The following is a 24,678-nucleotide window of genomic DNA, read 5'->3' as shown; positions in this document are numbered from 1 at the left end:
TGCAAAAAGGGATTATAGGAGGCCGCGCCGTTTGACCAGGGCGTCGATCTCTCTCAGGGTGTCGAGCAGTTCGGCCATGCGCCCCAGCGGCCAGGCATTGGGTCCGTCGGACAGGGCGCGCTCCGGGTCGGGGTGGGTTTCCATGAACAGGCCGGAGACGCCCGCGGCGACCGCGGCCCGGGCCAGGGTGGGAACGAACTCGCGCTGACCGCCGGAACTGGTGCCCTGGCCGCCGGGCAGCTGCACCGAATGGGTGGCGTCGAACACCACCGGGCAGCCGGTCTCGCGCATGATCGCCAGGCTGCGCATGTCGGACACCAGATTGTTGTAGCCGAAGGAGGCGCCCCGTTCGCAGACCATGAGGGTGTCGGTGTTCGCGCCGGCGCCCGCCTTTTCCAGGATGGCCTCCCTGGCCTTGGCCACCACCTGCTTCATGTCGCCCGGCGCGAGGAACTGCCCCTTCTTGATATTGACCGGTTTCCCGGAAGCGGCGCAGGCCTGGATGAAGTCCGTCTGACGGCACAGGAAGGCCGGCGTCTGCAGCACGTCCACCACCGCCGCCACGGGCGCCACCTCGTCCTCGGCATGGACGTCGGTCAGCACCGGCACGCCGATCTCGCGCCGCACCGCGGCGAGGATCTCCAGCCCGGCCTCCATGCCCAGGCCGCGAAAGGAGGCGGAGGAGCTGCGGTTGGCCTTGTCGTAGGAGGCCTTGAAGATGTAGGGCATGCCCAGCGCGGCGCAGGTCCCCTTCATCCGGCCGGCGATGTCCAGGGCCATCTGCCGCGACTCGATCACGCAGGGGCCGGCGATTAGGAACAGCGGATGTTCCAGCCCCACCTCGAAATCGCACAGACGCATGGTCAGCCCGCCGCCTTGCCGCTGCGCTGGGCCAGGGCCGCCGAAACAAAGGCGGTAAACAGCGGATGGCCGTTGCGGGGATTGCTGGTGAATTCCGGATGGAACTGGACGCCGACGAACCAGGGATGTACCTCGGCCGGCAGTTCCATCATCTCCGGCAGATCCTCGCTCGGCGTACGGGCCGAGATCACCATGCCGGCCGCCTCCAGCTTCGGCACGTAGATGTTGTTCACCTCGTAGCGGTGACGATGGCGCTCATTCACTTCGGCGCCATAGATCCCGCTGGCGCGCGTGCCCGGCTTGATCGGGCAGCACTGGGCGCCCAGGCGCATGGTGCCGCCCAGGTCGGAGTCGGCGCTACGCTTTTCCACCTGGCCTTCGCGATCCATCCACTCATTGATCAGCGCCACCACCGGGTGCGGCGTGTCCGGATCGAACTCGGTGCTGTTGGCGCCCTCCAGCCCGGCCACATGGCGGGCGAACTCGATGGTGGCCAACTGCATCCCCAGGCAGATGCCGAGGTAGGGAATCCTGTTCTCCCGCGCGTAGCGGATCGCGGCGATCTTGCCCTCGGTGCCGCGCCGGCCGAAGCCGCCGGGAACCAGGATGGCGTCCATCGACTTGAGCGTCTCGGCGCCGTTGCGCTCGATCTCCTCGGCGTCGATGTAATGGATGTTGACCCGGCTGCGGGTGTGCAGGCCGGCGTGCTTCAGCGCCTCGATCAGGGACTTGTAGGACTCGGTGAGATCGACGTACTTGCCGACGAAGGCGATATCCACCGTGTGCTCCGGATGCTCCAGCGCATCCACCAGCTTTTTCCAGATCGACAGATCGGCGGCCTTGGCCAGGATGCCCAGCTTGTGGCAGACGATCTCGTCGAGCATCTGGTCGTGCAGCATGGCCGGGATCTTGTAGATGCTGTCCGCATCCATCACGGAGATCACCGCCTCGGACTGCACGTTGGTGAACAGGGCGATCTTGCGCTTCTCGTCCTCGGGCACTGGCCGGTCGGCGCGGCACAGCAGCACGTCGGGCTGGATGCCGATCTCGCGCAGTTCCTTGACCGAGTGCTGGGTCGGCTTGGTCTTCAGTTCCCCGGCGGTGGGGATGTAGGGCAGCAGAGTCAGGTGCAGGTAGCAGGCGTTGTTCCGGCCTTCCTCGATCCCCATCTGGCGGATGGCCTCGAGGAACGGCAGCGACTCGATGTCGCCGACGGTGCCGCCCACCTCGATGATGGCCACGTCGGCCCCCTCGGCGCCTGCCTTGATGTTGGCCTTGATCTGGTCGGTGATGTGGGGAATGACCTGCACGGTCTTGCCCAGATACTCGCCGCGGCGCTCCTTCTTGATCACCGTCTCATAGACCTGGCCGGTGGTGAAGTTGTTGCGCTTGCTCATCTTGGCGCTGGTGAAGCGCTCGTAGTGCCCAAGATCCAGGTCGGTCTCGGCGCCGTCCTCGGTGACGAACACCTCCCCGTGCTGGAACGGGCTCATGGTGCCGGGATCGACGTTGATGTAGGGATCGAGCTTGAGATGAGTGACCTTGATGCCACGGGACTCGAGAATGGCCCCCAGCGAGGCGGCGGCGATGCCTTTACCCAGAGAGGACACGACACCGCCGGTGACGAAGACGAATTTGGCCATGGAAAGTGCGACAGCGGGAAAGCCGCATGATACCGGAAAAGGTCCGCCGACCTCAAACCCGAACGGCGCGGAGCGAGGGACGGCGGTGCCTTCAGGTATCATGGAAGCCTGAGCCGGGAAGCGGAAAAATCGGGGAAATATCAAGAACCTCCCCAGGATGCCGCCCAACCTGGAATCGGCAGTTTCTTACCTGGAGTTCCCCCATGTCATCTTCGATTTTCGCCGCGGTGGAAATGGCCCCCCGCGATCCCATCCTGGGCATCACCGAAGCCTTCAATGCCGACAGCCGCGCCGACAAGGTCAACCTGGGCGTCGGCGTCTATTACGACGACGACGGCAAGCTGCCGCTCCTGGCCGCCGTCAAGGCCGCCGAGAAGGCCCGCCTCGACGCCATGCCGGCGCGCGGCTACCAGCCCATCGAGGGCCTGGCCGCCTACAACCAGGCGGTGCAGAACCTGGTGTTCGGCAAGGACTCCCCGCTGCTGGCCAACGGCCAGGTGGTGACCGTCGAGGCCCTGGGCGGCACCGGCGCGCTCAAGATCGGCGCCGACTACCTGAAGCGGCTGGTACCCGCGGCCAAGGTCTACATCAGCGACCCGAGCTGGGAGAACCACCGCGCCCTGTTCGAGTCCGCTGGCTTCGAGGTGGGCACCTACGCCTACTACGATGCGGCCACCAAGGGCGTGAACTTCGATGCGGTGAAGGCTTCGCTCGACGCCATGGCGCCCAACTCCATCGTCTTGCTGCACGCCTGCTGCCACAACCCCACCGGCGCCGATCTGACCGACGCCCAGTGGCAGGAAGTGGTGGCGCTGATCAAGGCCAGGAACCTGATCGCCTTCATCGACATGGCCTACCAGGGCTTTGCCGATGGCATCGACGCCGACGCCGTGGCGCTGAAGCTGTTCGCCGCCTCCGGCCTGCAATACTTCGTCTCCAGTTCCTTCTCCAAGTCCTTCTCCCTGTACGGCGAGCGGGTCGGCGCCCTGTCGATCGTCACCGCCTCCAGGGAGGAAGCAGCGCGGGTGCTGTCCCAGGTCAAGCGCGTGGTCCGCACCAACTACTCCAACCCGCCGACCCACGGCGGCGCCATCGTCGCGGCGGTGCTCTCCAACCCCGAGCTGCGCCAGCAGTGGGAAGACGAGCTGGCCGGCATGCGCGAGCGCATCCGCGCGATGCGCATCGCCCTGGTGGACAAGCTCAAGGCCCAGGGCCACGACTTCGCCTTCGTCGCCCGCCAGCGCGGCATGTTCTCCTACACCGGCCTGTCCGCCCGGCAGGTGGAGCGATTGAAGGACGAGTTCGGCATCTACGCGGTATCCACCGGCCGCATCTGCCTGGCCGCGCTCAACACCCGCAACATCGACCACGTGGCCAATGCCATCGCCACCGTGCTGAAAAGCTGACGACGCCCGCATCCGCCCGGCCCTCGACCACACGGGGCCCGGCGGATCGTCCGTTGCCGGGGCACTGGCGCCCCATATTCATGGTTCCGTAACACGACTGAAAGAAAATCATGACTTCTAGTCGAACCCGCTCCGCGGACAAGCGCAAGACCATGAACGCCACCCAGGCCCATCTCAATTTCTTTCCATCGGAACACTTCATCAACCGGGAGCTGGCCCTGCTCGCCTTCAACCGGCGGGTGCTGGCCCAGGCGGCCGACCGGCAGGCGCCCTTGCTGGAGCGCCTGCGCTTCCTGTGCATCGTTTCGAGCAACCTGGACGAGTTCTTCGAGGTCCGGGTCGCCGGCGTCAAGGAGCAGATCAAGCTCAACAGCACCATCCCCGGTCCCGACGGCCTGCCGCCGCAGGAGGTGTTCCGCCGCATCGGCCTGCAGACCCATGCGCTGATCGCCGAGCAATACGCGCTGCTCAACGACGAGATCCTGCCCAAGCTGCGCAACGAGGGCATCGTCTTCTATCGCCGCCGCGAATGGGGCAATGGGATGCGCGCCTGGATCAAGGACTACTTCCTGCGCGAGGTCATGCCGGTGCTCACGCCCATCGGCCTCGACCCGGCCCACCCATTCCCCCGCGTGCTCAACAAGAGCCTGAACTTCGCCGTCGAGCTGGAGGGCAAGGACGACTACGGCCGCACCGGCGGCGCGGCCATCGTCCAGGCGCCGCGCGCCCTGCCGCGCGTGATCCGCCTGCCGCGCGCCCTGTGCGGCGTGGATCACGGCTTCATCTTCCTTTCGTCGATACTGCACGAGCATGTGGCGGAACTCTTCCCCGGCATGAACGTGCTGGGCAGCCACCAGTTCCGCGTCACCCGCAACTCCGACCTGTTCGTGGACGAGGAGGAGATCAAGAACCTGCGCACGGCGCTGCAGGGCGAACTGCCCCAGCGCCACTTCGGCGACGCGGTGCGCCTGGAGATCACCCAGGACTGCCCCGAAGTGCTGGCGGATTTCCTCCTGGCCCAGTTCGGCCTGGGCGACGGCGATCTCTATCGCATGCCCGGCATCGTCAACCTGGTGCGGCTGATGTCGGTGCCGGACCAGGTGGACCTGCCCCACCTCAAATATCCCGCCTTCACCCCCGGACTGCCCAAGGTGCTGACCAAGCGCTACGACATCTTCGCCAGCATCCGCAAGCAGGACATCCTGCTGCACCACCCCTTCCAGTCCTTCGCCCCGGTGGTGCAGATGCTGCAACAGGCCGCCGACGATCCCCAGGTGGTGGCGATCAAGATGACGCTGTACCGCACCGGCATCGACTCCGTGCTGATGGAGCACCTGCTGCGGGCGGCGCGGCAGGGCAAGGAAGTCAGCGTGGTGGTCGAATTGATGGCCCGCTTCGACGAGGAGGCCAACCTCGACATCGCCAACCGGCTGGAGGAGGTCGGCGCCCATGTGGTCTACGGTGTCTTCGGCTACAAGACCCACGCCAAAATGCTGCTGGTGCTGCGCCGTGAGGAACACGGCTTCCGCCGCTACGTCCATCTCGGCACCGGCAACTACCATCCCCGCACCACGCGGCTGTACACCGACTTCGGCCTGATGACCTGCCAGCCGGAGATCGGCGAGGACGTCAACGAAGTCTTCAAGCAGCTCACCGGCATGGGCAAGGCCCTGCCGCTCACCCACCTGTGGCAGTCGCCGTTCACCCTGCACGCCAACATCCTCCAGGCGATCCAGCGCGAAACCGCGCTCGCCCAGGCCGGCAAGGCGGCAAAAATCATCGCCAAGATGAACTCCCTGCAGGAACCGGCCGTCATCGAGGCCCTCTATGCGGCCTCGCGCGCCGGCGTCAAGGTGGACCTGATCGTGCGCGGCGCCTGCGCCCTGCGTCCGGGCGTCAAGGGCCTGTCGGAAAACATCCGCGTGCGCTCCCTGATCGGCCGCTTCCTCGAGCACCACCGGATTTTCTATTTCCTCGCCGACGGCGCCGACCTGCTCTACCTGTCCAGCGCCGACTGGATGGACCGGAACTTCTTCCGCCGCATCGAAACCGCCTTCCCGATCCTGGATCCGAAGCTCAAGCGCCGCGTGCTCAAGGAGGGCCTGCGCGCCTACCTGGTGGACAACTGCCAGTCCTGGGAAATGGACGCCAACGGCGACTACCGCCTCCAGGCCAGCAAGCGCAAGCGGGTCTCCGCCCAGGAGCTGCTGCTTGCCGAACTGGGCTCCATCGCTTAGCGGGAAAAACGAGCTTTTCCGCCGCGCCGCCGCAAGGAAAAGCGGCACGCGGCGCCAGCCGCAACGCGTCGGGCACCTACGAAGTTCCCCCAAACATCCGAGTGCGGCGAGCCTTGTCGACCCCCCCGGAGGGGGGCGAAGGGGGGCAAGCCCTTTATCAGACCCGCTGCACCGAAACCACGCCCGGCACTTCCCGCAACAACGCGAAAAGCCGCGGCAGGCGCGCGGTGCCGCTCAGTTCCATGGTGAAGGCCATGCGCGCCGCGCCGCTGCGGGACAGGGTCTTCACCGCCGTGACGTTGACCTTTTCCTTCGACAGCACATCCGAGATGTCGCGCAGCAGGCCCTGGCGGTCGGCGGCCTCGACGGCGATGTCGATCGCGTAGAGCGCGCCTTCCTGGGCCGCGCCCCATTCGGCGGAGATCACCCGCTCCGGGTTGCGGGCCGCCATGTTGCGGAAATTGCTGCATTCGAGGCGATGGATGGAGACGCCCTTGCCGCGGGTGACGAAGCCCTGGATCGCATCCGGAGGCACCGGCTTGCAGCAGCGCCCCAACTGCGTCAGCAGCTTGTCCACGCCGACGATCAGCACCTTGGAATCGGCGGCCTTGCTGCGCCGGGTGACGATCTCCGGCTCCACCTCCAATGCCTGCGGCGCGCCCTGCAAGGCCACCTGGATCGCCCGCGGCCCCAGTTCGTTGTGCGCCGCCGCCAGGAACATCGCATCCACATCGCGGAAGCCCAGCTTGCGCGCCAGTTCCTCCAGATTGGCCTGGCTCTGCCCTTCCCGCTGCAACTCCCTGGTGACGAAGGCGCGGCCCTGGGCCAGCAGTTCCGCCGCGTCCTGGGCGGCGAACCATTGCTTGACCTTGCGCCGCGCCCCCGGCGTCGCCAGATAGCCCTGGCTCGGATTGAGCCAGTCGCGCGACGGTCCGCCGCTCTTGGCGGCGACGATCTCGACCCGCTGGCCGTTCTGCAAAGGCGTGTTGAGGGGCAGCAACTGGCCGTCCACGCGGGCGCCCCGGCAGCGGTGGCCCAGATCGGAGTGCAGCCGGTAGGCGAAATCCAGGGGCGTGGCGCCGCGCGGCAGATCGATCACCCGCCCCTGCGGCGTCAGCACGTAGATCGTGTCGTCCAGGGCCGCGCGCTTGAACTGCTCCAGCCACTGGCTGGAATCGGTCACCTCGTCGCGCCAGGTCAGCAACCGGCGCAGCAGGGCGATCTTGTCGTCGTAGGCGGAATCGGCCTTGGCCGCCGAGCCCTTGGCGAAGCTCGCCTCCTTGTAGCGCCAGTGGGCCGCCACGCCCAGTTCGGCGTGCTGGTGCATCTCGCGGGTGCGGATCTGCACTTCCACGGCGCGGCCGTCCTCCGCCTCCACGGCGGTGTGCAGCGAGCGGTAGTCGTTGCCCTTGGGGTGCGAGATGTAATCGTCGAACTCGCCGTGGATCGGCTGCCAGTGCTGATGCACCAGGCCCAGCGCGGTATAGCAGTCCTTCACCTCGCCGACGATGATGCGCAGCGCCCGCACGTCATAGACCTGGGAGAAGTCCAGGCCCTTGGCGCGCATCTTGTTCCAGATGCTGTAGATGTGCTTGGGCCGGCCATACACCTCGGCCTCGATGCCGATCGCCGTCAGCTCGGCCTTGAGCCGCGCCACGGCGGCAGCGATGAAGCTCTCGCGCTCGACCCGGCGCTCCTCCAGCATCTTGGCGATGCGCTTGTAGGTGGCCGGCTGGAGGAAGCGGAAGGACAGATCCTCCAGTTCCCACTTGAACTGCCAGACGCCAAGCCGGTTGGCCAGCGGCGCGTAGATCTCCAGGCTCTCCCGGGCGATGTCCGGCCGCTCCGGCGTGTCCTGGTCGGTCAGCCAACGCAGCGTCTGGGTGCGGGACGCTAGGCGCAACAGCACCACGCGGATGTCTTCCACCATCGCCAGCAGCATCTTGCGCAGAATCTCGGTCTGCGACTGCATCTCGGCGCCGCCGGCATGGCTGCGGATGAGGAGGTGCAAAGGCGCCAGGCGGTGCAGGCCGCGCACCAGGCGCACCGACTCGGCGCCGAAGCGCGGCTCCAGCACGGCTTCGTAGTCGGCCAGATCGTCGGGAACGTCGAACAGCAAGGCGGCGATCCGGGTATCCAGGTCGAGATCGAGCCCGGCCAGGATCACCGCCATCGCCGCCGCGTGGGGAAATACGGGCTCCCCGGTGCTCAGGAGGCGCTCGCCATAGGTCTCCCGGGCGAACTCGAAGGCGTTCCGCAGACGCGCCGCCTCCGCCGCGTCCAGGCCGACAGCGGCCAGGGCGAAAATCTCCTCGGCGGAGTGCTGATCGGAAAAGGAATGAACGACGGCGACCATGGCATTACTGAAAGGTTGCGGCGCGGACTCGCGCGGAACGGATTATCGTACGCATCGCCCCGCCTTGGCCAATCGGCCCGGTCGCCCAGGACAAACGAATGAACGGCCACGCACCGGTTCCTTCCCTTGAAGGCTGTCGGATGCACACATTTCCCATCATTCCGGCGCAGGCCGGAATGACGTACGGGCATCCCGAGGCGAAGAGGGAGAATCCGAAGGGGGGGCGAGCCCAGCCTACCCCACCCACTTCCGCGCATTGCGGAACATGGTGAGCCAGGGGCCGTCCTCGCCCAGGCCGAGCGGCGCCCAGCTCATCTGGGCGGTGCGGAAGATGCGCTCCGGGTGCGGCATCATGATGGTGAAGCGGCCGTCGGCGGTGGTGACGCCGGTGATGCCGGCCGGCGAACCGTTGGGGTTGGCCGGGTAGGTCGCGGCCACCGCGCCCCGGTTGTCCACGTAGCGCAGCGCCACCCGCGCCCGTTCCTGGGCATCGCCGGCGAACACCGCGCGGCCCTCGCCGTGGGAGACCACCACCGGCAGGCGCGAGCCGCCCATGCCGGCCAGGAAGATGGAAGGCGAATCGGGAATCTCCACCATGACGAAGCGGGCCTCGAACTGCTCGCTGCGGTTGCGGTGGAAGGTGGGCCAGTCCTCGGCGCCGGGGATGATGGACGCCAGGTTGCTCATCATCTGGCAGCCGTTGCAGACGCCCAGGGCGAAGCTGTCGGGGCGCTGGAAGAAGGTGGCGAATTCGTCCTTCAGCCGGCTGTTGAAGAGAATGGACTTGGCCCAGCCCTGGCCGGCCCCCAGCACGTCACCGTAGGAGAAGCCGCCGCAGGCCGCCAGACCCTTGAAATCGGCGAGCCGCACGCGGCCGGCCTGGAGGTCGGACATATGCACGTCCACCGCGTCGAAGCCGGCGCGGTCGAAGGCGGCGGCCATTTCCACGTGGCCGTTCACGCCCTGTTCGCGCAGAATCGCCATGCGGGGCCGCACGCCGCTGGCGATGAACGGCGCAGCCACGTCCTGGGCCGGATCGAAGCTCAACTGGCAGGAGAGCCCTGGATCGGCGGCGTCGTTGAGGGCGTCGAACTCCTCCTGGGCACAGGCGGGGTCGTCGCGCAGGCGGGCGATCTGGTGGCTCACCTCGCTCCAGGCGCGCTGGATCTCGGCGATCGGCGCACCAAAAGCCTGCTTGGCGTTGCGCCAGACGCGCACCTCGCCGAAAGTGTTGGGGGAGCCGACGATGTGGCTGCACTTGCCCAGGCCCGCGGCCCGCAGTGCGTCCATCACGGCGCTGCGGTCGGCGCGGCGGATCTGCACCACGGCCCCCAGTTCCTCGTTGAACAGGGCGCCGATCAGGCGGTCGCGCATGCGGCCCTCGACGATCTGCGGCGCCCGTTCGATGCCGTCCACGTCGTTCATCAGCGGGTCGTAGCACAGCGTATCCAGGTTCAGCGACACGCCGATGCGGGCGGCGAAGGCCATTTCGCAGACCGTGGCGAACAGGCCGCCGTCGGAACGGTCGTGATAGGCCAGGAGCTTGCCGTCCCGGTTCAGCGCCTGGATCGCCTCGAAGAAGGCTTTGAGGGAAGCCGCGTCCACATCCGGCGCGGCATCGCCGGACACGCCATACACCTGGGCCAGGGCGGAGCCGCCCAGGCGGTTCTGGCCTTGGCCGAGATCGATCAGCACCAGCTCGGTCTCTCCCACGTCCTTGTCGTCCCGCAGTTGGGGCGTGAGGGTCCTGCGGATGTCGGCGCAGGGGGCGAAGGCGGTGACGATCAGCGACACCGGCGCGGTGACCTGCTTGGCGCTGCCGTCCGCCTCCCACTTGGTACGCATGGACAGCGAATCCTTGCCCACCGGGATCGCCACGCCCAGGGCCGGGCAGAATTCCAGGCCCACGGCCTTCACGGTGTCGAACAGGATCGCATCCTCATGGCCGTGGCCGGCGGCGGCCATCCAGTTGGCGGAGAGCTTGATCCTGCCGATCGCGCCAATGTCGGCGGCGGCGATGTTGGTGATCGCCTCGCCCACCGCCATGCGGCCCGAGGCCGGGCCGTCGAGCAGCGCCAGCGGCGTACGCTCGCCCATGGCGAAAGCCTCGCCCAGCACCGTGTCGAAGCCCATCGCGGTCACCGCCACGTCGGCCACCGGCACCTGCCAGGGGCCGACCATCTGGTCGCGGGCGGTGAGGCCGCCGACGCTGCGGTCGCCGATGGTGATGAGAAAGTTCTTCGAGGCCACGGCGGGCAGGCGCAGCACGCGGGAGACGGCCTCCCAGAGGTCCGCCTGTTCGATGTCCAGGGCCGCGCCGGCCGGCCGGGCGCGACGGGCGTCGCGGTGCATGCGGGGCGGCTTGCCCAGCAGCACTTCCATCGCCATGTCCACCGGCCGGTTGCCGAAATGGTCGTCCTTGACGATCAGCTGGCCGTCGTCGGTGGCGCTGCCCAGCACCGCGAAGGGGCAGCGCTCGCGCTCGCACAGGGCGCGGAACTCGTCCAGGCGCTCCGGGGCGACGGCCAGCACGTAGCGCTCCTGGGCCTCGTTGCTCCAGATCTCCCGCGGCGACATGCCCGGCTCCTCGCTGGGCACGGCGCGCAGGTCGAAATGGGCGCCGCGGCCGGCGTCGTGGGCCAGTTCCGGCATGGCGTTGGAAATGCCGCCGGCGCCGACGTCATGGATGGCCAGCACCGGGTTGTTCGCCCCCATCTGCCAGCACCTGTCGATCACCTCCTGGGCGCGGCGCTGGATTTCCGGGTTGCCGCGCTGCACCGAGGCGAAGTCCAGGTCGGCGGTGTTGGTGCCGGTAGCCATCGAGGAAGCGGCGCCGCCGCCCAGACCGATCAGCATCCCCGGCCCGCCCAGCTGGATCAGCAGGGTACCGGCCGGGAACGGAATCTTGAAGGACTGTTCGGCCTGGATGTTGCCGACGCCGCCGGCGATCATGATGGGCTTGTGGTAGCCGCGCACCTCGCCGTTGAAGGCCTGCTCGAAGGTGCGGAAATAGCCCGCCAGGTTGGGACGGCCGAATTCGTTGTTGAAGGCCGCCGCGCCGATGGGGCCTTCGATCATGATGTCCAGCGCCGAGGCGATGCGCTCGGGCTTGCCGTATTGCGACTCCCAGGGCTGGACATGGCCGGGAATGTTGAGGTCGGAGACGGAAAAACCGCACAAGCCGGCCTTGGGCTTGGAGCCGCGCCCCGTCGCCCCCTCGTCGCGGATCTCGCCGCCGGAGCCGGTGGCGGCGCCCGGGAAGGGGGAGATCGCGGTCGGGTGGTTGTGGGTCTCCACCTTGGCCAGGATGTGGGTGGTCTCTTCCTGCCAGCGGTATTGGCCCTGGCCGTCCGGGTAGAAACGCTTGACCTTCGCCCCCTCGATCACCGCGGCGTTGTCGGAATAGGCCACCACCGTGCCTTCGGGGTGGGCCTTGTGGGTCTCGCGGATCATGCCGAACAGGGAATGGGGCTGGTCCTCCCCGTCCACGGTCCAGGAAGCGTTGAAGATCTTGTGCCGGCAGTGCTCGGAGTTGGCCTGGGCGAACATCATCAGTTCCACGTCCGTGGGATTGCGCCCGGCCTTGGTGAAGTTCTCCACCAGATAGTCGATCTCGTCGTCCGACAGGGCCAGGCCCAGTTCGCCATTGGCCGCCGCCAGGGCCGCACGGCCCCGGGCCAGCAGGTCCACCGTGGTCAGCGGCTGGGGCGCCACGTGATGGAACAGCGCCAGGGCTTCCTCGGCCGAGGCCAGCACCGATTCGGTCATCCGGTCATGGAGTTTGGCCGCCAGGGCAGTGCGATCCAGCTTCTTGCCCTGTGCATGGAAAGCGATGCCGCGCTCGATGCGCTTGATACCGGCGAAGCCGCAGTTGCGGGCGATGTCGGTGGCCTTGGAAGCCCAGGGCGAAATCGTGCCCAGGCGCGGCGTCACCAGCAGCAGTTCACCCTTGGGTTCCGCCGGCAGCGCGGCGGGAATGCCCAGCAGATCCTTCAGGCGGGCCAGTTCATCGCCTTCCAGGGCGCCTTCGCTCTCGACGAAATACCAGTGCTCGGCCTGCAACCCGGAGAGGCCGGACACCGCGGCACGGGCCTGTTCCTGCAGACGGGAAAGGCGGGAAGCGGAAAAAGCGGCGGTGCCGCGCAGGGAAAGCACTTGGGGCATGACGGAAAAGGGGAGGGAAATAGGGGAAACGGACCGGAGCCCGAATTATACGGGCTTCCCCCTCGCTTTCCCGGCACGCCGGTGGCCGGGCCACCTCGGACCCGGCCGAACTGCCGGTGATCCGGACTATTCGCTCGGCAAGCCGTGGCCGGTGCCGAGCGTCACATCCTCACCGAGATCGATACCGACGATCTGCGCCGCTTCGATCAGGCGGGCGATATAGCGCTGGTAGCTCACCTGCTCCAGGCGCGCGGCCAGGAAAGGACGAATGCGTTTTTCCACGGCCTCGAAGGGCAATGCCTCCCCCAGCGCGCAGCGGTCGATCCGGATGATGTGCAGGCCGAAGCGGCTTTCCACGGGATGCGGCAGCAAGCCCGGCTTGCCCTGCCCCACCAGCGCCGACCAGAATTCAGGCACCACGGCGTCGCGGGTGATCTGGCCCAACGAGCCGCCCAGCGCGGCGCTGGAGCAGGCGGACTGCTCGCGGGCGATGCGTTCGAAAGCCTCCGGATCGTTCTTCAGTGCGAGCAGCACCGCGTCCGCCTTGCGCGCCAGTTCGGTCTTGTCGTCGTCCGGCGCGAGTTCGAACAGAATATGGCGCACCTCGAACAAATCGCCGCTGCGGAACTTGTCCCGGTTGGCCTCGAAATAGCGCCGCACCTCCGCATCGGAGACTTCCGACGCCGGCACTTCCTGCTCGATCAGGCGCTCCAGCGCACCTTCTTCATCGTCCGCCTCGATCCCCTGCCGAATCGCCTGCTGCCGCAACAATGTCCGCACCACCAGCGCCCGGGCCGCCGCCTCGCGGGGCTCGGGCGCATCGGCGAACTGCTCGGCGACGGCATCGATCGCCTCGGCTGAAATCGATTCGCCGTTGACGCTGATTCCGGCGGGCTGCTTGCGGTAGAAATTGATGACTTGGTTCATGGCGGAGCTTCTTCGAATTAGCGTGAAAGAATGCAAAAACGGAGCGTGTGGCGACTTCGAGCGCAGCGAGCCAATGCCGTCACCTCCCCCGGAGAGGGGGAGGCCGGGAGGGGGAGGGCCTTCTTGCTCTTCGCGTATTTCATGCGCCGGGGCGGAAAATTGGCTTCCATGAGCGTTAGGTCCGACGATGATACATGGACCGGGTGACCGCCCGCCCGTGCAGCCCCCGGCTGCATGGCGATCGCATGAACCTCAGTCGCCCTGCCCGCGCATCCGCAGCAGGACGGCGCTGACGTAGGCGTACAGCACCTCGCCCTTCTGGTTCAGGAGCTGCACTTCGAACTCGACCACGCCCAGGCCGGGGCGCGAAGCGGAGGGCCGCTTGTCCAGGCAGATGGAGCGGACTTCCAGCCGATCGCCGGGCCGGGCCGGCGCATGGCTCCTGATCTCCCGCATGCCCAGCGCGCTCACCGTCGCCCATTTCTCGGGATCGGAATGACAAAGCTTGCTGGTGATGGCGAACAGATGCACGCTGGAGGCCACCAGCCCGCCGAAGATGGACAGCCTGGCGGCTTCCTCGTCCAGATGGAAGGGCTGCGGATCCCACTCGGCGGCGATGCGGATGATCTCCGCCGCCGTCACCTCATGGCGGCCGGGATAGGTGAGCGCCTGACCCACGGCGATGTCTTCGAAATATTTCATCCTTAAAGCCTCGGTTCGAACCCGTGGTCAACTACTCTTTCAGGATTCAACGTTCAGCCGGGAACGAGCCCCAGGCGCTGGAACATGATCGTACCGGCCTCGGTCACGTCGGCGGGATGATCGGCGGCGGCGAAGGACGTCGCCACCGCCCATTGGCGGGCCACTGCTTCCGGAGTCAGGGGTGCGTGATCGCCGATGGTGGCGCCGGCGCTGCGCTCCCAGCGCAGCTTGGCGAACCAGCCGCCGCCGGCCTCGAACAGACCGCCGGTTTCCGGACAGTCGGCGTGGCACAGCCAGGCCACCACGGGGCTCACCGCCTCCGGGGTCATGCGCGCCTGCCAGGACTCGGGCATGCGCGCGCCCATCATCTGCGAGGCGGCGATCGGCGCGACGGCATTGACGCGGATGTTGTGGCGTGCGCCTTCCACCGCCAGCGTGCGGGCGAGGCCGTAGAGCGCCAGCTTGGCGCTGCCGTAATTGGCCTGGCCGAAATTGCCGTAGATGCCGGCGGCCGAGACCGTGAACAGCACCCGGCCGTAGTTCTGTTGCCGCAGATGGGGCCAGGCGGCGTGGGTCACGCGGTAGGCCCCTTGCAGATGCACGTCGACCACGGCCTGCCACTCGGCGTCGCTCAGGTTGTGGAAGGCGCGGTCGCGGATGAAGCCGGCGTTGTTGATCACGCCGTCGATGCGGCCGAAGGCGTCCAGGGCGGCCTCGACGATGCGCTCGCCCTCCAGCACCGAATCCAGACTGGCGCAGGCCACGCCGCCGGCGGCGCGGATTTCCGCCACCACCTGCTCGGCGGCGCTGCTGCCCGCCGCGTCCCGCGCCGGGTCGTTCACCACCACCCGCGCGCCGCGGCTCGCCAGCAGCAGCGCATGGCTGCGCCCCAGACCGTTGCCGGCGCCGGTGATCGCGATCACCTGGCCGTCGAAGCGCAGGGCGTCGTCATTGCTCTGCATCGCCATGCTTACCGTCCCTTTTGCTGCGCCGCCTTGGTCATGTTGGCCCGCGCCACCAGGAAGTCCTGGATCGCCAGCACCTCCTCCGCGCTCAGTTGCTCGTGGAACGCCGGCATTCCCTTGTCCTGGCGCGCGCCGCCCAGCACGATGCCCATGAACTCCCGGCGGGTCTGCGGCGTCATCGCGTCCAGGTTCGGCACGCCGCCGGTGCCGGAGCCGTGGCAGACGCCGCAGTGGTTCATGTAGAGCACGCCGCCGCGGACGATCTGCTCCATCGAAGCGGTGGCCGGCGGCGGATCGATCGTCTGCTCCAGGCGCGGCACGGCCGGCAACCGGGCCTTGCCGTCGAGGGCGAACACCACTACCCGATTGACGTTCTTCAGGCCCTGCGCCGTGGCACCGTCGGGAAAGCCCGTGGCGTGGCCGCCGCCCCAGCCGATGCCGGTGGCGATGTACTGCCGGCCCTTGATGCGGTAGGCGATCGGCCCGCCCATGATGGCCGAGACGGTGCGGTATTCCCACAGCTTCTCGCCCTTGTCGGCGCTATAGGCCACCAGCCGCCCGTCGCTGGTGCCATGGAACACCAGGTTGCCGGCCGTGGCCAGGGTGCCGCCGTTGGTCGGCATCAACTGCTCCACCTGCCAGGCTTTCCTGCCGGCGGCGACGTCCCAGGCGATCAGCGAGCCGCGCACGTGCTTCGCCACCTCGCCGCCCAGGGAGGGGTCGGTGACCCAGGGCGCCATGTCCAGACCGGTGTTCCAGCGCCGGTTGCGCTCCCGGTACTTGGCGTTGCGGTCCATGACGTAGAAATTGGGCATCTGCAGTTCGCCGAAATACAGCAGGCCCAGCTTCGGATTGAAGGACATCGGGTTCCAGTTGTGGCCACCCAGCGGACCGGGGTATTGCAGCGCCGGCTTCTCGGCCTTGGCATAGTCCGCCACCGGATTCTCCACCGGCCGGCCGGTGGCGAGGTCGTAATGGCTCGCCCAGTTCACCTGGGTGAACTTCTCGGCCGACAACAGCTTGCCGTTGGTGCGGTCGAGCACGAAGACGAAGCCGTGCTTGGGCGCCTGGACCAGCACTTTCCGCATTTCGCCCTGGAACATCAGGTCGGCCAGCACCATCTGCGTGGTGGCCGGATAGTCCCATTGCTCACCGGGCGCGAGCTGGTAGTGCCAGACGTATTCGCCGCTTTCCGGCTTGAGCGCGACGATGGAGGAAAGGAACAGATTGTCGCCGCCGCCGGGGCTGCGCAAATCGCGCGGCCAGGTGGCCGCGTTGCCGACGCCGATGTAGAGCAGGTCCAACTCCGGGTCGTAGGACATGGCGTCCCACACCGTGCCGCCGCCGCCCCAGGTCCACCACTGGTCGCCGCGCCAGGTCTTGGCGGCCATTTCCATCGCCTTGTTCTCGAAGGGCTTGGACGGATCGCCCGGCACCGTGTAGAAGCGCCACACCAGCTTGCCGCTCCTGGCATCGTAGGCGGAGACGTAGCCACGCACGCCCATGTCGGCGCCGCCGTTGCCGATCAGCACCTTGCCCTTCACCACGCGCGGCGCGCCGGTGATGCTGTAGGGACGCTTCGGATCGACGGTCAGGGTCTCCCAGGTCTTCTTGCCGGTGGCCGCGTCGATGGCCACCAGGCGCCCGTCCAGGGTGCCCACATACACTTTGCCCTGCCACACCGCGACGCCGCGGTTGACCGGGCCGCAGCAGGTGTTGCCGACCATGGCGCGATCCACCTTGGGATCGTACTTCCACAGCGGCTTGCCGGTCTCGGCGTCGAACGCATAGACGATGCTCCAGGCGCCGGTGATGTACAGCGCGCCATCGACCATCAGCGGCGTGGCCTCCACGCCGCGTTCGAATTCCAGGGTCTGGCTCCAGGCCAGGCCCAGGCGGGAGACGTTCCGGTCGTTGATCTGCTCCAGCGGACTGAAGCGCTGCTCGGAATAGGTGCGGCCGTGGCTCATCCAGTTGCCGGGCTCGCGATCCGCGGCGACGAGGCGGGCACCATCGACGGCGGCAGCACGGGGAGCCGTCGGCCCCGCCGCCATCAGGTTGCCGGAAAGGACCAGCAGGCTGGCCGCGACCAGCCAGGAACGATGAAAATTGCGCATGAGTTTTTTCCGTTAAAGAAAAAAGCAGGGCCGGTCAGTGCCGGCCCCGGGGGGGAGTCCGCCGTCAAGCCATCAGGGCTTGATCGACTTCTCGATCATGGCTTCCAGCTTCTTGCTGTAGGGCGGCAACATGCCGAACAGCTTGCGCGGATCGTACCACCCCGCTTTGTACACCGTGCGGGCATGGGCGAATTCGAGGAAACCCTCGTGGCCGTGGTAGTGCCCCATGCCCGAATCGCCGATGCCGCCGAAGGGCGCGTCGTCCAGGGCCGGATGCATCGCCACCTCGTTGAGGCTGACGCCGCCGGAGATGGTGTGGTCCAGCACGTAGCGTTCCTCGGCCGCGTCCTTGCCGAAGTAGTAGAGCGCCAGCGGCCGGGGCCGGGCGTTGATCGCCGCCACCGCGTCCTCCAGGCGCTCGTAGGTGAGCACCACCAGCGCCGGGCCGAAGATCTCGTTCTGCATGATGGCGGTGTCGGCGGGTGGATCGATCACCAGACGCAGCGGCAGGCGCTTGCCCTGGGCGCCCTCGAAGGGGCCGCCGAAGGTTTCCACCCGCGCGCCGCGCGCCGCGGCTTCGCTCACATAGCTGTCGACACGGGCGCAGTGGCGCTCGTTGATCACCGACACCCAGTCCGGATTGCTGGCGTAGCTGCCGGGATAGAGGCTGTCATAGGTGCCGCGCAGCGCGGCGACGAAAGGCTCCAGGCTCTCCTTCGCCACATACACGTAGTCGGCATTGACGCAGATCTGGCCGCTGTTGGTACCCTTGGCCACCATGGTGCGCTCCGCCGCCAGCGCGAGGTCGGCGCTGCGGCCGACGATCACCGGCGACTTGCCGCCCAGTTCCAGGGTCAGCGGCACCAGATGCTCGGCCGCGTTCTTCATCACCGCCTTGGCCACCGCCGTGCCGCCGGTGAGCACCAGATGGTCGAAGGGCTGGGCCGAGAAGGCCTGGCCCAGCTCGAGTCCGCCATTCACCACGGCCAGTTCGGACGGATCGAAGAACTCGGCCACCGCCGCCGCCAGCGCGTTGGCCGTGCGCGGGTTCAGCTCGGAAGGCTTGATGATGGAACGGTTGCCCGCCGCCAGCACATAGGCCAGGGGCGCGATCGTCGTATAGATCGGGTAGTTCCAGGTGCCCATGATGCCGACCACGCCCTTGGGGTGGTACTCCACCCAGCCCTTGGCGCCGAACAGGCTGAAGGGCATCACGCCCTTGCGCCGCTGCGGCTTCATCCACTTGCCGACCTCCTTGCGCGCGTGCTTCAAGGAGGCGAGCGAACCCATCAGGTCGAACATCATCGTCACCACCCGCGGGCGGTTGCCGAAGTCGGCATTCACCGCCTCGCACAACGCGTCGCGGTGCTTCACCAGCATATTGATGGCGCGCTGGATGCGGTCCTTGCGCACCGCCAGGCTCACCGGCCCCTCGGCGATGCGCGCGGCCTTCTGCCGCGCCACCAGGGCCTCCAACACCGCCACCTCGGTGGCGCCCATCGTCGTCATCTGATCCATGCTGTCATCTCCTCTCGCAACCGCCGGGAGCGGCTTATTGTCAGCGCGGAATGTTGCCATCTGTAAAGGGGAAAAACTGGCCGGACTGCCCGTTATGGGCAGGTACCCAACGGGAGCGAGGGGATTACCGATCGGCTTCTACAATTCCCTCTCTCAAGCCCTCGGTAAACTCCGGATTGACGGCCTGACCCGAGCAAATTCCGCTGTCACCGGGCGTGACTTCATCGTTGTATTCATCGGCAATTGATCGGAACAACCTGCTACATTAACGTTAATGAATTAATTAAAGGATGATTTCATGCCCTACCGTGCACAAGATATCGTACCGATCAGTGAAGCTCGTGCTCGACTCACCGAGTTGTCCGATGAAGTGGTCGCAGGTTCAGAGAAGCTGCTGACCAAAAATGGGGCGGCATACGTCGCCATCGTGGATGCAAAAAAGCTCGATTACTACCACGCTCTCGAAGAGGAACACGCCAACCTGGTTTTGCTGACCGAGGCGGAAATCGGATTGCGTGAGCTACTGGCCGGCCGGCGTGTATCAAGTGCCGACCTGGCTACTGTGCTGGCTGACTGATGACGCTGCCCGGCACCGCCAGGGTTGAGGCTGCCCCCAACTTTCTTGCAAATCTGGAAGGAGCGCATGCATTTTTCGTGCTTCAGGATGCGGACACCGCTGCTGCCCGACTGGCCAAGCTTAAATCCGAGCTACGCGAAATGGTTGCCATTCTGTCGTGGTCGCCCGGCAGTGGTCGGCCAGCACGGTTCATGGGGACAAAGTCGGCACAAACGCGGTTGAAAACAGCAGCCGTCGAGCAGTTGGCCGAACAAGCCGGACTACCGAGCTTGCGCGAATACGTTATTGACCGACATATCGTGCTGTACGCTCACTCCGACAACACGGTGGTACTGCTGGCAATCAAGCATCAACGACAATTGATCTACGCTGCGGATACCTTGCCAAACACTGATTGACAGCGTTCTGTACAGTACGCTGGATGTCGGGACAGCAAGATCCCGAAAAACTGGGGACGCATCCCGTTCATGCCTCCCGATTCGCAGCCCCCATGACTTCTCGGTGGCATACCAATTGCGTGGTCCGACGCACTTCGCAAATGGAGGCATGCAATGATCGTTCAGTCCACTTCGGCTTTCCTCGCCACTGCCGGGATCGCGCGTACGCCATCGCCCCGGCAAACCCCGACCGGATCGCCGGCAAACATTGCCGACACCGTCAACATTTCCAAAGCGGCGCGGGAGGCGCTCGCAGCCTCGTCTTCTTCCTCCGCAGCGGGAAACGACAAGTCGGTCGAAGCGCGGCTTGCCGAGATCAGAGCCAGGGGCCCGATAAACAGAAGTCGGGAAGACCAGGATTTTCTGTTCGCCAACGACAAAAGACTTGCTGAAATCACCGCGCAAGGCAAGCCACCCGAACAGCTCACGGCCGATGAACTGGACTACGTGCAGAAGGCCACGGGTCTCGTCAATACTTTCGCGAACCTCAGTTCGGCGGAAAAGGCGCTGTATGACAAGGCTGTGGCCAGTGGAAACACCGAGGCCGCCGCGGGCATCTCCCAGATCGCGCTGATTCGGATGGGAGGGCACATGGCGGGCGGGGCAAACGGCACGACGTACGACCCCATCGATACGTCCATCACGGCCGCCAATATCGAAAAGTATTTCCGTCACAGCATCGTCGATCCGAGCGGCAACGCGGAGGCGAAGTTCCAGGCGCTGATCGGTTTCCTGCAGAACGCTTGAGATATCCGCCATGCAAATCCACCCGGCCGATGCCTACTCGACCCTGTCTCCAACGATTTCTTCGCTCCAGCGAAAACCAACCGCGACGTTGACCGACCGGGCGGCAAGTTCCGACGACCGAGCCAGCATTTCCCAGGCCGGACGCAGCCGCCTCGCCGCCGAGGCGGACGGAGCCACGAACGGTACCGCCACCCAGGCGCTCTTCGACACCAACCAGGGTACCCAAGCCCTGGACATCGATGCCTACTTCACTCCGCCCGCCGGCGGCTATCTCACCCTGCCGCCGCTGCTGATGCCGAGCCAGCGCAATATCGACGCGCTGAGCGGCCATATCTCGGCGACCTTCCCGAAGTTCCTGGCCGAGAACGGCATTCCATCGGCACCGACGAGCATCACCTACGGCAGCGACGGGAAGATGCGGCTGCCGGCGGACTACCCCTATGCGCCGAAACTCGCGCAGGCATTGGAGGACAACCCGACCATGGCCCGGGAGCTGCAGACGGTCAATGCGCTCACGTCCCACATGGTGGAGATGAACAAATCCATCCCCTTCCAGCAGGAATACACCGCCGCGTCCTCGCAGGCCGAGATCAATGCGGTCATCGCAAAGTACGCCCATCTGTTCTCCGGCAACCGCCTCTCATCGAGCATCGCCCTAGAATTCTCGGAAAACGGCCGCCTGACCATGACGGCGGACGGCAAGTCCATATCCTGACGAAAATAAGGGATGTAACGTTTATGCGCCCCGCCATTCATACGAGTTGTATGCGAGTTTATTTTTGAACTCAAGTACAGCTTTATGCTAAGCTGAATCCGTTCGATGTGGCTGACTGGCGAGTATCCCAGTCAAAAGCATCGACTGGCCGGAGCAGGCTGGACATGGCTTGTGCCTGCCGGTTTTCAAACGTATCGGATTCGGACGGAGACTGTGAACCGCACCCTCGCGATCATTGGCGATGCTCCAAAGACATCACTGCCGGGCCGGGCCGGGAAGCCGGTCATGGGCCTGCGTGAACACAAGAAGCGGCAGGTTTGGGAGACGGTGCTGTCCGTCAGCGTCAAGTTGTTCGAATCCCAGGGGTTCGCCAACACGAGCATGGATCAGATCGCCGCCGCTTCGATGATCTCGCGCACCACCCTCTTCAATTACTTTCCCAGCAAGGATTCCATCGTACTGGAGCTGGCCAAGCCCTTCGAGGACATCTATCCAGGCATATTGCGCGACCTCTGCGCCAAACCTGGCACGACTGCGCAGCGCATCGAGAGAGCATTCGCGGCAGCGGCGGATCACTTCACCAAATACCGCGCCGTCAACTCGGTGATCTATCTCGAACTGACCCGGATTCGCAGCACCGATACGCAGGCGAACAACGCCGCCATCAAGAAATATCGCGACGCGGTCATCTCCCTGCTGCAGTTCGGAGTGGAACAAGGCGATGTGCGCACCGACATCGATCCCGGAATCATGGCCGACCTGATTCTGGCACCCCTGTTGATGGGGCTGTATCGCATGTTTGGAGGCACCGAAGACTTCGACATCAAGGCCAACTTCAACCACTATGCCCAATTGCTGACGGATGCGGTCGTGATTCGCCAAGCGCCGGAAACACCATCTTTGTGACAACGACTGAAGACTGCATATGACCTGGGATTTTTGTACGCCGCCGGAAGTGCAAGCCGAACTGGACTGGATGCGCCAGTTCATCGACGAAAACGTCATCCCGCTGGAATTGCTGCTGGAAGATGTGACCCAGCGGCAAATGGACGCCATCTTCGCCCCGCTCAAGCAGCAGGTGAAGGATCGCGGCCTGTGGGCGGCCCATTTGCCGCCAAAGGACGGCGGACAGGGCCGGGGGCAAATGCATCTGGCCCTGATGCATGAGATATTGGGTCGTTGCGATCTGGCGCCGGAGGTCTTCGGCTGCCAGGCCCCGGATTCGGGCAACGCGGAATTGATTGCCGCCGGCGCCGACGAAAGCCAGCGGCAGAAATGGCTGTATCCGCTCATGAACGGCGAAGTCCGTTCGACGTTCGCGCTCACCGAATTCAACACCTCGGGTTCCGATCCGACCGGCATTGCCACCAGCTGCGTCCGGGACGGCGACCATTGGGTCCTCAATGGCCATAAATGGTTCGCCTCCAATTCTTCGGTGGCCGATTTTCTGGTGGTGATGGCGGTGACCGACCCGCAGGCACCGCCCCATCAGCGCGCCAGCATGGTGATCGTCCCCAGGGGCACGCCGGGGCTGGAATTGATCCGGGATGTCGGCACCATGGCCCATCCCAGGCATAGCGATCCGGGCGACCTGTATGTACGCATCGGGGGCCATACCGAAGTCAAGTTCGACAACTGCCGGGTGCCGCTGGAGAACATGATCGGCAAGCCGGGCGATGGTTTTGCGCTGGCGCAAAAGCGCCTGGGTGGCGGCCGCATCCACCATGCCATGCGGGTGATCGGCCAATGCAAGCGTGCCTATGAAATGATGAAGGAGCGCGCAGTCTCCCGCTCCACCAAAGGCAAGCCGCTGGGCAAGCATCAGTTGGTCCAGGAGATGATCGCCGAGAGTTACGTGGAGATCGAAATGGCGCGCCTGCTGGTGCTGAAGGCGGCCTGGACCATGGATCGTCATGGCCCTCACAGCCTGGAGTCGCAAAAGGAGATCGCCGCCACCAAATTCGCCTTGCCCAACATCCTGTTGAAGGTGATTGACCGGGCCATCCAGATTCACGGGTCGTTGGGCTATTCCAGCGATATGCCCCTGGAGCAGATGTACCGGACCGGCCGCGGCCTGCGGGTCGCCGATGGCGCGGATGAGATCCACAAGCAAACCGTGGCGCGGCTGGAATTGAAGGACGTGGCGCCCAAGGAAGGCCATCCCACCGAATTCATCCCGGACCAGAAGGCCAAGGCGCTGGCGAAGTTCGGCGAGTTCGTGGCCAAGGTAAAGGCTGAAGTGAAATGAGCGAGATCAAGGGCATCAATCTGCCTCCCGTCACCGACTGGCTGGCGGCGAACCTCGATGGACTTCCCGCCCCCTATCGGTTCGACCTGGTGGCGGCCGGCGGCTCCAACCTGACGTACATCGTCACCGCCGGCAACGGAAAACGCTTCGTCCTGCGCCGGCCGCCGGTGCGCGCCCGCATCGCGACCGCCCATGACATGCGGCGCGAATACGACATCATGAGCGCCCTCGGCGACTCGTCCGTGCCGGTGCCCGCCATGCTGGCCTATTGCGACGACGCGGCCGTGAACGGGGTCGACTTTTACTGCATGGAAATGGTCGATGGCCTGATCCTCCGCGACCTGGCAGCGGTCGAGGGCATGAGCGCGGGGGAGTGCCTGCGCGCGACTGAATCCCTGATCGATGCCCAGATCGCCTTCCACCAGATCGATCTGGAAGCCGTCGGCCTGGCGGGCCTGGCCCGCCACGACGGCTATCTCGAACGCCAGTTGGCGCGCTGGAAGAAACAGGTGGAGGCGGCCAAGAGCCGCGATGTCCCACTCATCGACAGCCTCCATGAGACCCTGTCCAAGAATATCCCGACCACCACGGTCAGACCGGGACTGGCACACGGCGACTACCGTTTCGACAACATCATACTGAACGACGGCTATCGGGTGGCGGCCGTGCTGGATTGGGAACTGTGCACCATCGGTGATCCCATCGCCGATTTCGTCTGGTCGCTCAACTATTGGGCCGAACCTGGCGACCGGTTGTTCTGGCTCCAGGATCCGCCGACCAGAAACCCATTGTTTCCGCACCGTGATTTCGTCATCGACCTTTACCAGGCGCGTTCCGGCCATACCGTGAACGATCTGGACTGGTACACCGCCTTCAGTTGGTGGAAGCAGGCCTGCATCGTGGAAGGCGTCTACAACCGCATGAAGCAAGGCGCTTCCGGCGGGATGAAAGTGGAGGCGATCGACCTCGTGGGGCAACGGGTGATCGATTACCTGCAGCACGCCCAGTCACTGCTCTGAGCTGCATCGAAAGAGACCTTGAAAACCGACCGATGGACC

General features: G+C 65.7%; 18 protein-coding genes. 9 read left to right on the top strand and 9 right to left on the bottom strand.

Annotated features, from left to right (window positions below):
- Window positions 1-12: 12 nt before the first annotated feature.
- Together kdsA and B9N43_RS02260 are read right to left on the bottom strand one after the other, a co-directional pair.
- The gene (gene kdsA / locus B9N43_RS02265; RefSeq protein ID WP_145840717.1) at window positions 13-861 is read right to left on the bottom strand and encodes a 3-deoxy-8-phosphooctulonate synthase; all 849 of its coding nucleotides are present in this window, start codon (window positions 859-861) and stop codon (window positions 13-15) included.
- A gap of 2 nt (window positions 862-863) precedes the next feature.
- Window positions 864-2,504 carry a CTP synthase gene (locus B9N43_RS02260; RefSeq protein WP_145840716.1) on the bottom strand — a complete coding sequence of 547 codons (1,641 nt, stop codon included), beginning with the start codon at window positions 2,502-2,504 and terminating at the stop codon, window positions 864-866.
- 203 nt (window positions 2,505-2,707) lie between these two features.
- Here B9N43_RS02260 and B9N43_RS02255 point away from each other — a divergent pair, with 203 nt between their 5' ends.
- Complete coding sequence (locus B9N43_RS02255; RefSeq protein ID WP_145840715.1) at window positions 2,708-3,910, top strand: amino acid aminotransferase; 1,203 nt, start codon at window positions 2,708-2,710, stop codon at window positions 3,908-3,910.
- Between the two features lie 152 nt (window positions 3,911-4,062).
- Entirely contained in the window at window positions 4,063-6,147 is a 2,085-nt protein-coding gene (gene ppk1, locus B9N43_RS02250; protein ID WP_145843404.1) for a polyphosphate kinase 1, read from the top strand.
- Between the two features lie 157 nt (window positions 6,148-6,304).
- On the opposite strand, the gene B9N43_RS02245 is transcribed toward ppk1, so the two are convergent.
- The 7 genes from B9N43_RS02245 to B9N43_RS02215 all read right to left on the bottom strand — a co-directional run bounded on the left by B9N43_RS02245 (window position 6,305) and on the right by B9N43_RS02215 (window position 18,896).
- Entirely contained in the window at window positions 6,305-8,503 is a 2,199-nt protein-coding gene (locus B9N43_RS02245; protein WP_145840714.1) for a RelA/SpoT family protein, read from the bottom strand.
- Window positions 8,504-8,737: 234 nt separating this feature from the next.
- The gene (gene purL, locus B9N43_RS02240) at window positions 8,738-12,667 is read right to left on the bottom strand and encodes a phosphoribosylformylglycinamidine synthase (RefSeq protein ID WP_145840713.1); all 3,930 of its coding nucleotides are present in this window, start codon (window positions 12,665-12,667) and stop codon (window positions 8,738-8,740) included.
- A gap of 126 nt (window positions 12,668-12,793) precedes the next feature.
- On the bottom strand, window positions 12,794-13,594 hold the full coding sequence (locus tag B9N43_RS02235; RefSeq protein ID WP_145840712.1) for a peptidylprolyl isomerase: 801 nt from the start codon (window positions 13,592-13,594) through the stop codon (window positions 12,794-12,796).
- Between the two features lie 252 nt (window positions 13,595-13,846).
- The gene (locus B9N43_RS02230) at window positions 13,847-14,296 is read right to left on the bottom strand and encodes a MaoC family dehydratase (protein ID WP_145840711.1); all 450 of its coding nucleotides are present in this window, start codon (window positions 14,294-14,296) and stop codon (window positions 13,847-13,849) included.
- Between the two features lie 53 nt (window positions 14,297-14,349).
- The gene (locus B9N43_RS02225; protein ID WP_222428777.1) at window positions 14,350-15,264 is read right to left on the bottom strand and encodes an SDR family oxidoreductase; all 915 of its coding nucleotides are present in this window, start codon (window positions 15,262-15,264) and stop codon (window positions 14,350-14,352) included.
- Window positions 15,265-15,266: 2 nt separating this feature from the next.
- The gene (locus B9N43_RS02220; protein ID WP_145840710.1) at window positions 15,267-17,378 is read right to left on the bottom strand and encodes a PQQ-dependent dehydrogenase, methanol/ethanol family; all 2,112 of its coding nucleotides are present in this window, start codon (window positions 17,376-17,378) and stop codon (window positions 15,267-15,269) included.
- 72 nt (window positions 17,379-17,450) lie between these two features.
- Window positions 17,451-18,896 (bottom strand): coniferyl aldehyde dehydrogenase, encoded by a 1,446-nt coding sequence (locus tag B9N43_RS02215; RefSeq protein WP_222428776.1) that lies wholly within the window; start codon window positions 18,894-18,896, stop codon window positions 17,451-17,453.
- 298 nt (window positions 18,897-19,194) lie between these two features.
- On the opposite strand from B9N43_RS02215, the gene B9N43_RS02210 reads away from it, so the two are divergent.
- From B9N43_RS02210 to B9N43_RS02180, 7 genes are all read left to right on the top strand, one after another.
- Window positions 19,195-19,473: a type II toxin-antitoxin system Phd/YefM family antitoxin gene (locus tag B9N43_RS02210; protein WP_145840709.1), complete on the top strand. Its 279-nt coding sequence runs from the start codon at window positions 19,195-19,197 to the stop codon at window positions 19,471-19,473.
- On the top strand, window positions 19,473-19,871 hold the full coding sequence (locus tag B9N43_RS02205) for a type II toxin-antitoxin system RelE/ParE family toxin (RefSeq protein ID WP_145840708.1): 399 nt from the start codon (window positions 19,473-19,475) through the stop codon (window positions 19,869-19,871). The genes B9N43_RS02210 and B9N43_RS02205 overlap by 1 nt, the downstream gene beginning before the upstream one ends.
- A gap of 153 nt (window positions 19,872-20,024) precedes the next feature.
- On the top strand, window positions 20,025-20,657 hold the full coding sequence (locus B9N43_RS02200; protein WP_145840707.1) for a hypothetical protein: 633 nt from the start codon (window positions 20,025-20,027) through the stop codon (window positions 20,655-20,657).
- Between the two features lie 10 nt (window positions 20,658-20,667).
- Window positions 20,668-21,372, top strand: a complete 705-nt coding sequence (locus B9N43_RS02195) for a hypothetical protein (RefSeq protein ID WP_145840706.1) — start codon at window positions 20,668-20,670, stop codon at window positions 21,370-21,372.
- Window positions 21,373-21,585: 213 nt separating this feature from the next.
- Window positions 21,586-22,278, top strand: a complete 693-nt coding sequence (locus tag B9N43_RS02190) for a TetR/AcrR family transcriptional regulator (protein WP_186453944.1) — start codon at window positions 21,586-21,588, stop codon at window positions 22,276-22,278.
- A 19-nt stretch (window positions 22,279-22,297) separates the two neighbouring features.
- Window positions 22,298-23,620, top strand: a complete 1,323-nt coding sequence (locus B9N43_RS02185; RefSeq protein WP_145840704.1) for an acyl-CoA dehydrogenase family protein — start codon at window positions 22,298-22,300, stop codon at window positions 23,618-23,620.
- Window positions 23,617-24,639, top strand: coding sequence for a phosphotransferase family protein (locus B9N43_RS02180; protein ID WP_145840703.1), 1,023 nt, complete (start codon window positions 23,617-23,619; stop codon window positions 24,637-24,639). Before B9N43_RS02185 ends, B9N43_RS02180 begins: the two co-directional genes overlap by 4 nt.
- The last annotated feature ends 39 nt before the right edge of the window (window positions 24,640-24,678 follow it).

The sequence above is a fragment of the Denitratisoma sp. DHT3 genome (genome assembly GCF_007833355.1).
Classification (GTDB): Bacteria; Pseudomonadota; Gammaproteobacteria; order Burkholderiales; family Rhodocyclaceae; genus Denitratisoma.
This window is presented reverse-complemented; position numbering and strand designations above follow the sequence as displayed.

Excerpts from the sequence above, each read along its gene's own strand:
- B9N43_RS02180 (WP_145840703.1), top strand. The coding sequence starts at position 23,617 with ATGAGCGAGATCAAGGGCATCAATCTGCCTCCCGTCACCGACTGGCTG.
- B9N43_RS02225 (WP_222428777.1), bottom strand. The coding sequence starts at position 15,264 with ATGGCGATGCAGAGCAATGACGACGCCCTGCGCTTCGACGGCCAGGTG.
- B9N43_RS02245 (WP_145840714.1), bottom strand. The coding sequence starts at position 8,503 with ATGGTCGCCGTCGTTCATTCCTTTTCCGATCAGCACTCCGCCGAGGAG.
- B9N43_RS02255 (WP_145840715.1), top strand. The coding sequence starts at position 2,708 with ATGTCATCTTCGATTTTCGCCGCGGTGGAAATGGCCCCCCGCGATCCC.
- kdsA (WP_145840717.1), bottom strand. The coding sequence starts at position 861 with ATGCGTCTGTGCGATTTCGAGGTGGGGCTGGAACATCCGCTGTTCCTA.
- B9N43_RS02260 (WP_145840716.1), bottom strand. The coding sequence starts at position 2,504 with ATGGCCAAATTCGTCTTCGTCACCGGCGGTGTCGTGTCCTCTCTGGGT.
- B9N43_RS02215 (WP_222428776.1), bottom strand. The coding sequence starts at position 18,896 with ATGGATCAGATGACGACGATGGGCGCCACCGAGGTGGCGGTGTTGGAG.
- ppk1 (WP_145843404.1), top strand. The coding sequence starts at position 4,063 with ATGAACGCCACCCAGGCCCATCTCAATTTCTTTCCATCGGAACACTTC.
- B9N43_RS02210 (WP_145840709.1), top strand. The coding sequence starts at position 19,195 with ATGCCCTACCGTGCACAAGATATCGTACCGATCAGTGAAGCTCGTGCT.
- B9N43_RS02185 (WP_145840704.1), top strand. The coding sequence starts at position 22,298 with ATGACCTGGGATTTTTGTACGCCGCCGGAAGTGCAAGCCGAACTGGAC.
- B9N43_RS02235 (WP_145840712.1), bottom strand. The coding sequence starts at position 13,594 with ATGAACCAAGTCATCAATTTCTACCGCAAGCAGCCCGCCGGAATCAGC.
- B9N43_RS02205 (WP_145840708.1), top strand. The coding sequence starts at position 19,473 with ATGACGCTGCCCGGCACCGCCAGGGTTGAGGCTGCCCCCAACTTTCTT.
- B9N43_RS02195 (WP_145840706.1), top strand. The coding sequence starts at position 20,668 with ATGCAAATCCACCCGGCCGATGCCTACTCGACCCTGTCTCCAACGATT.
- B9N43_RS02230 (WP_145840711.1), bottom strand. The coding sequence starts at position 14,296 with ATGAAATATTTCGAAGACATCGCCGTGGGTCAGGCGCTCACCTATCCC.
- purL (WP_145840713.1), bottom strand. The coding sequence starts at position 12,667 with ATGCCCCAAGTGCTTTCCCTGCGCGGCACCGCCGCTTTTTCCGCTTCC.
- B9N43_RS02200 (WP_145840707.1), top strand. The coding sequence starts at position 20,025 with ATGATCGTTCAGTCCACTTCGGCTTTCCTCGCCACTGCCGGGATCGCG.
- B9N43_RS02220 (WP_145840710.1), bottom strand. The coding sequence starts at position 17,378 with ATGCGCAATTTTCATCGTTCCTGGCTGGTCGCGGCCAGCCTGCTGGTC.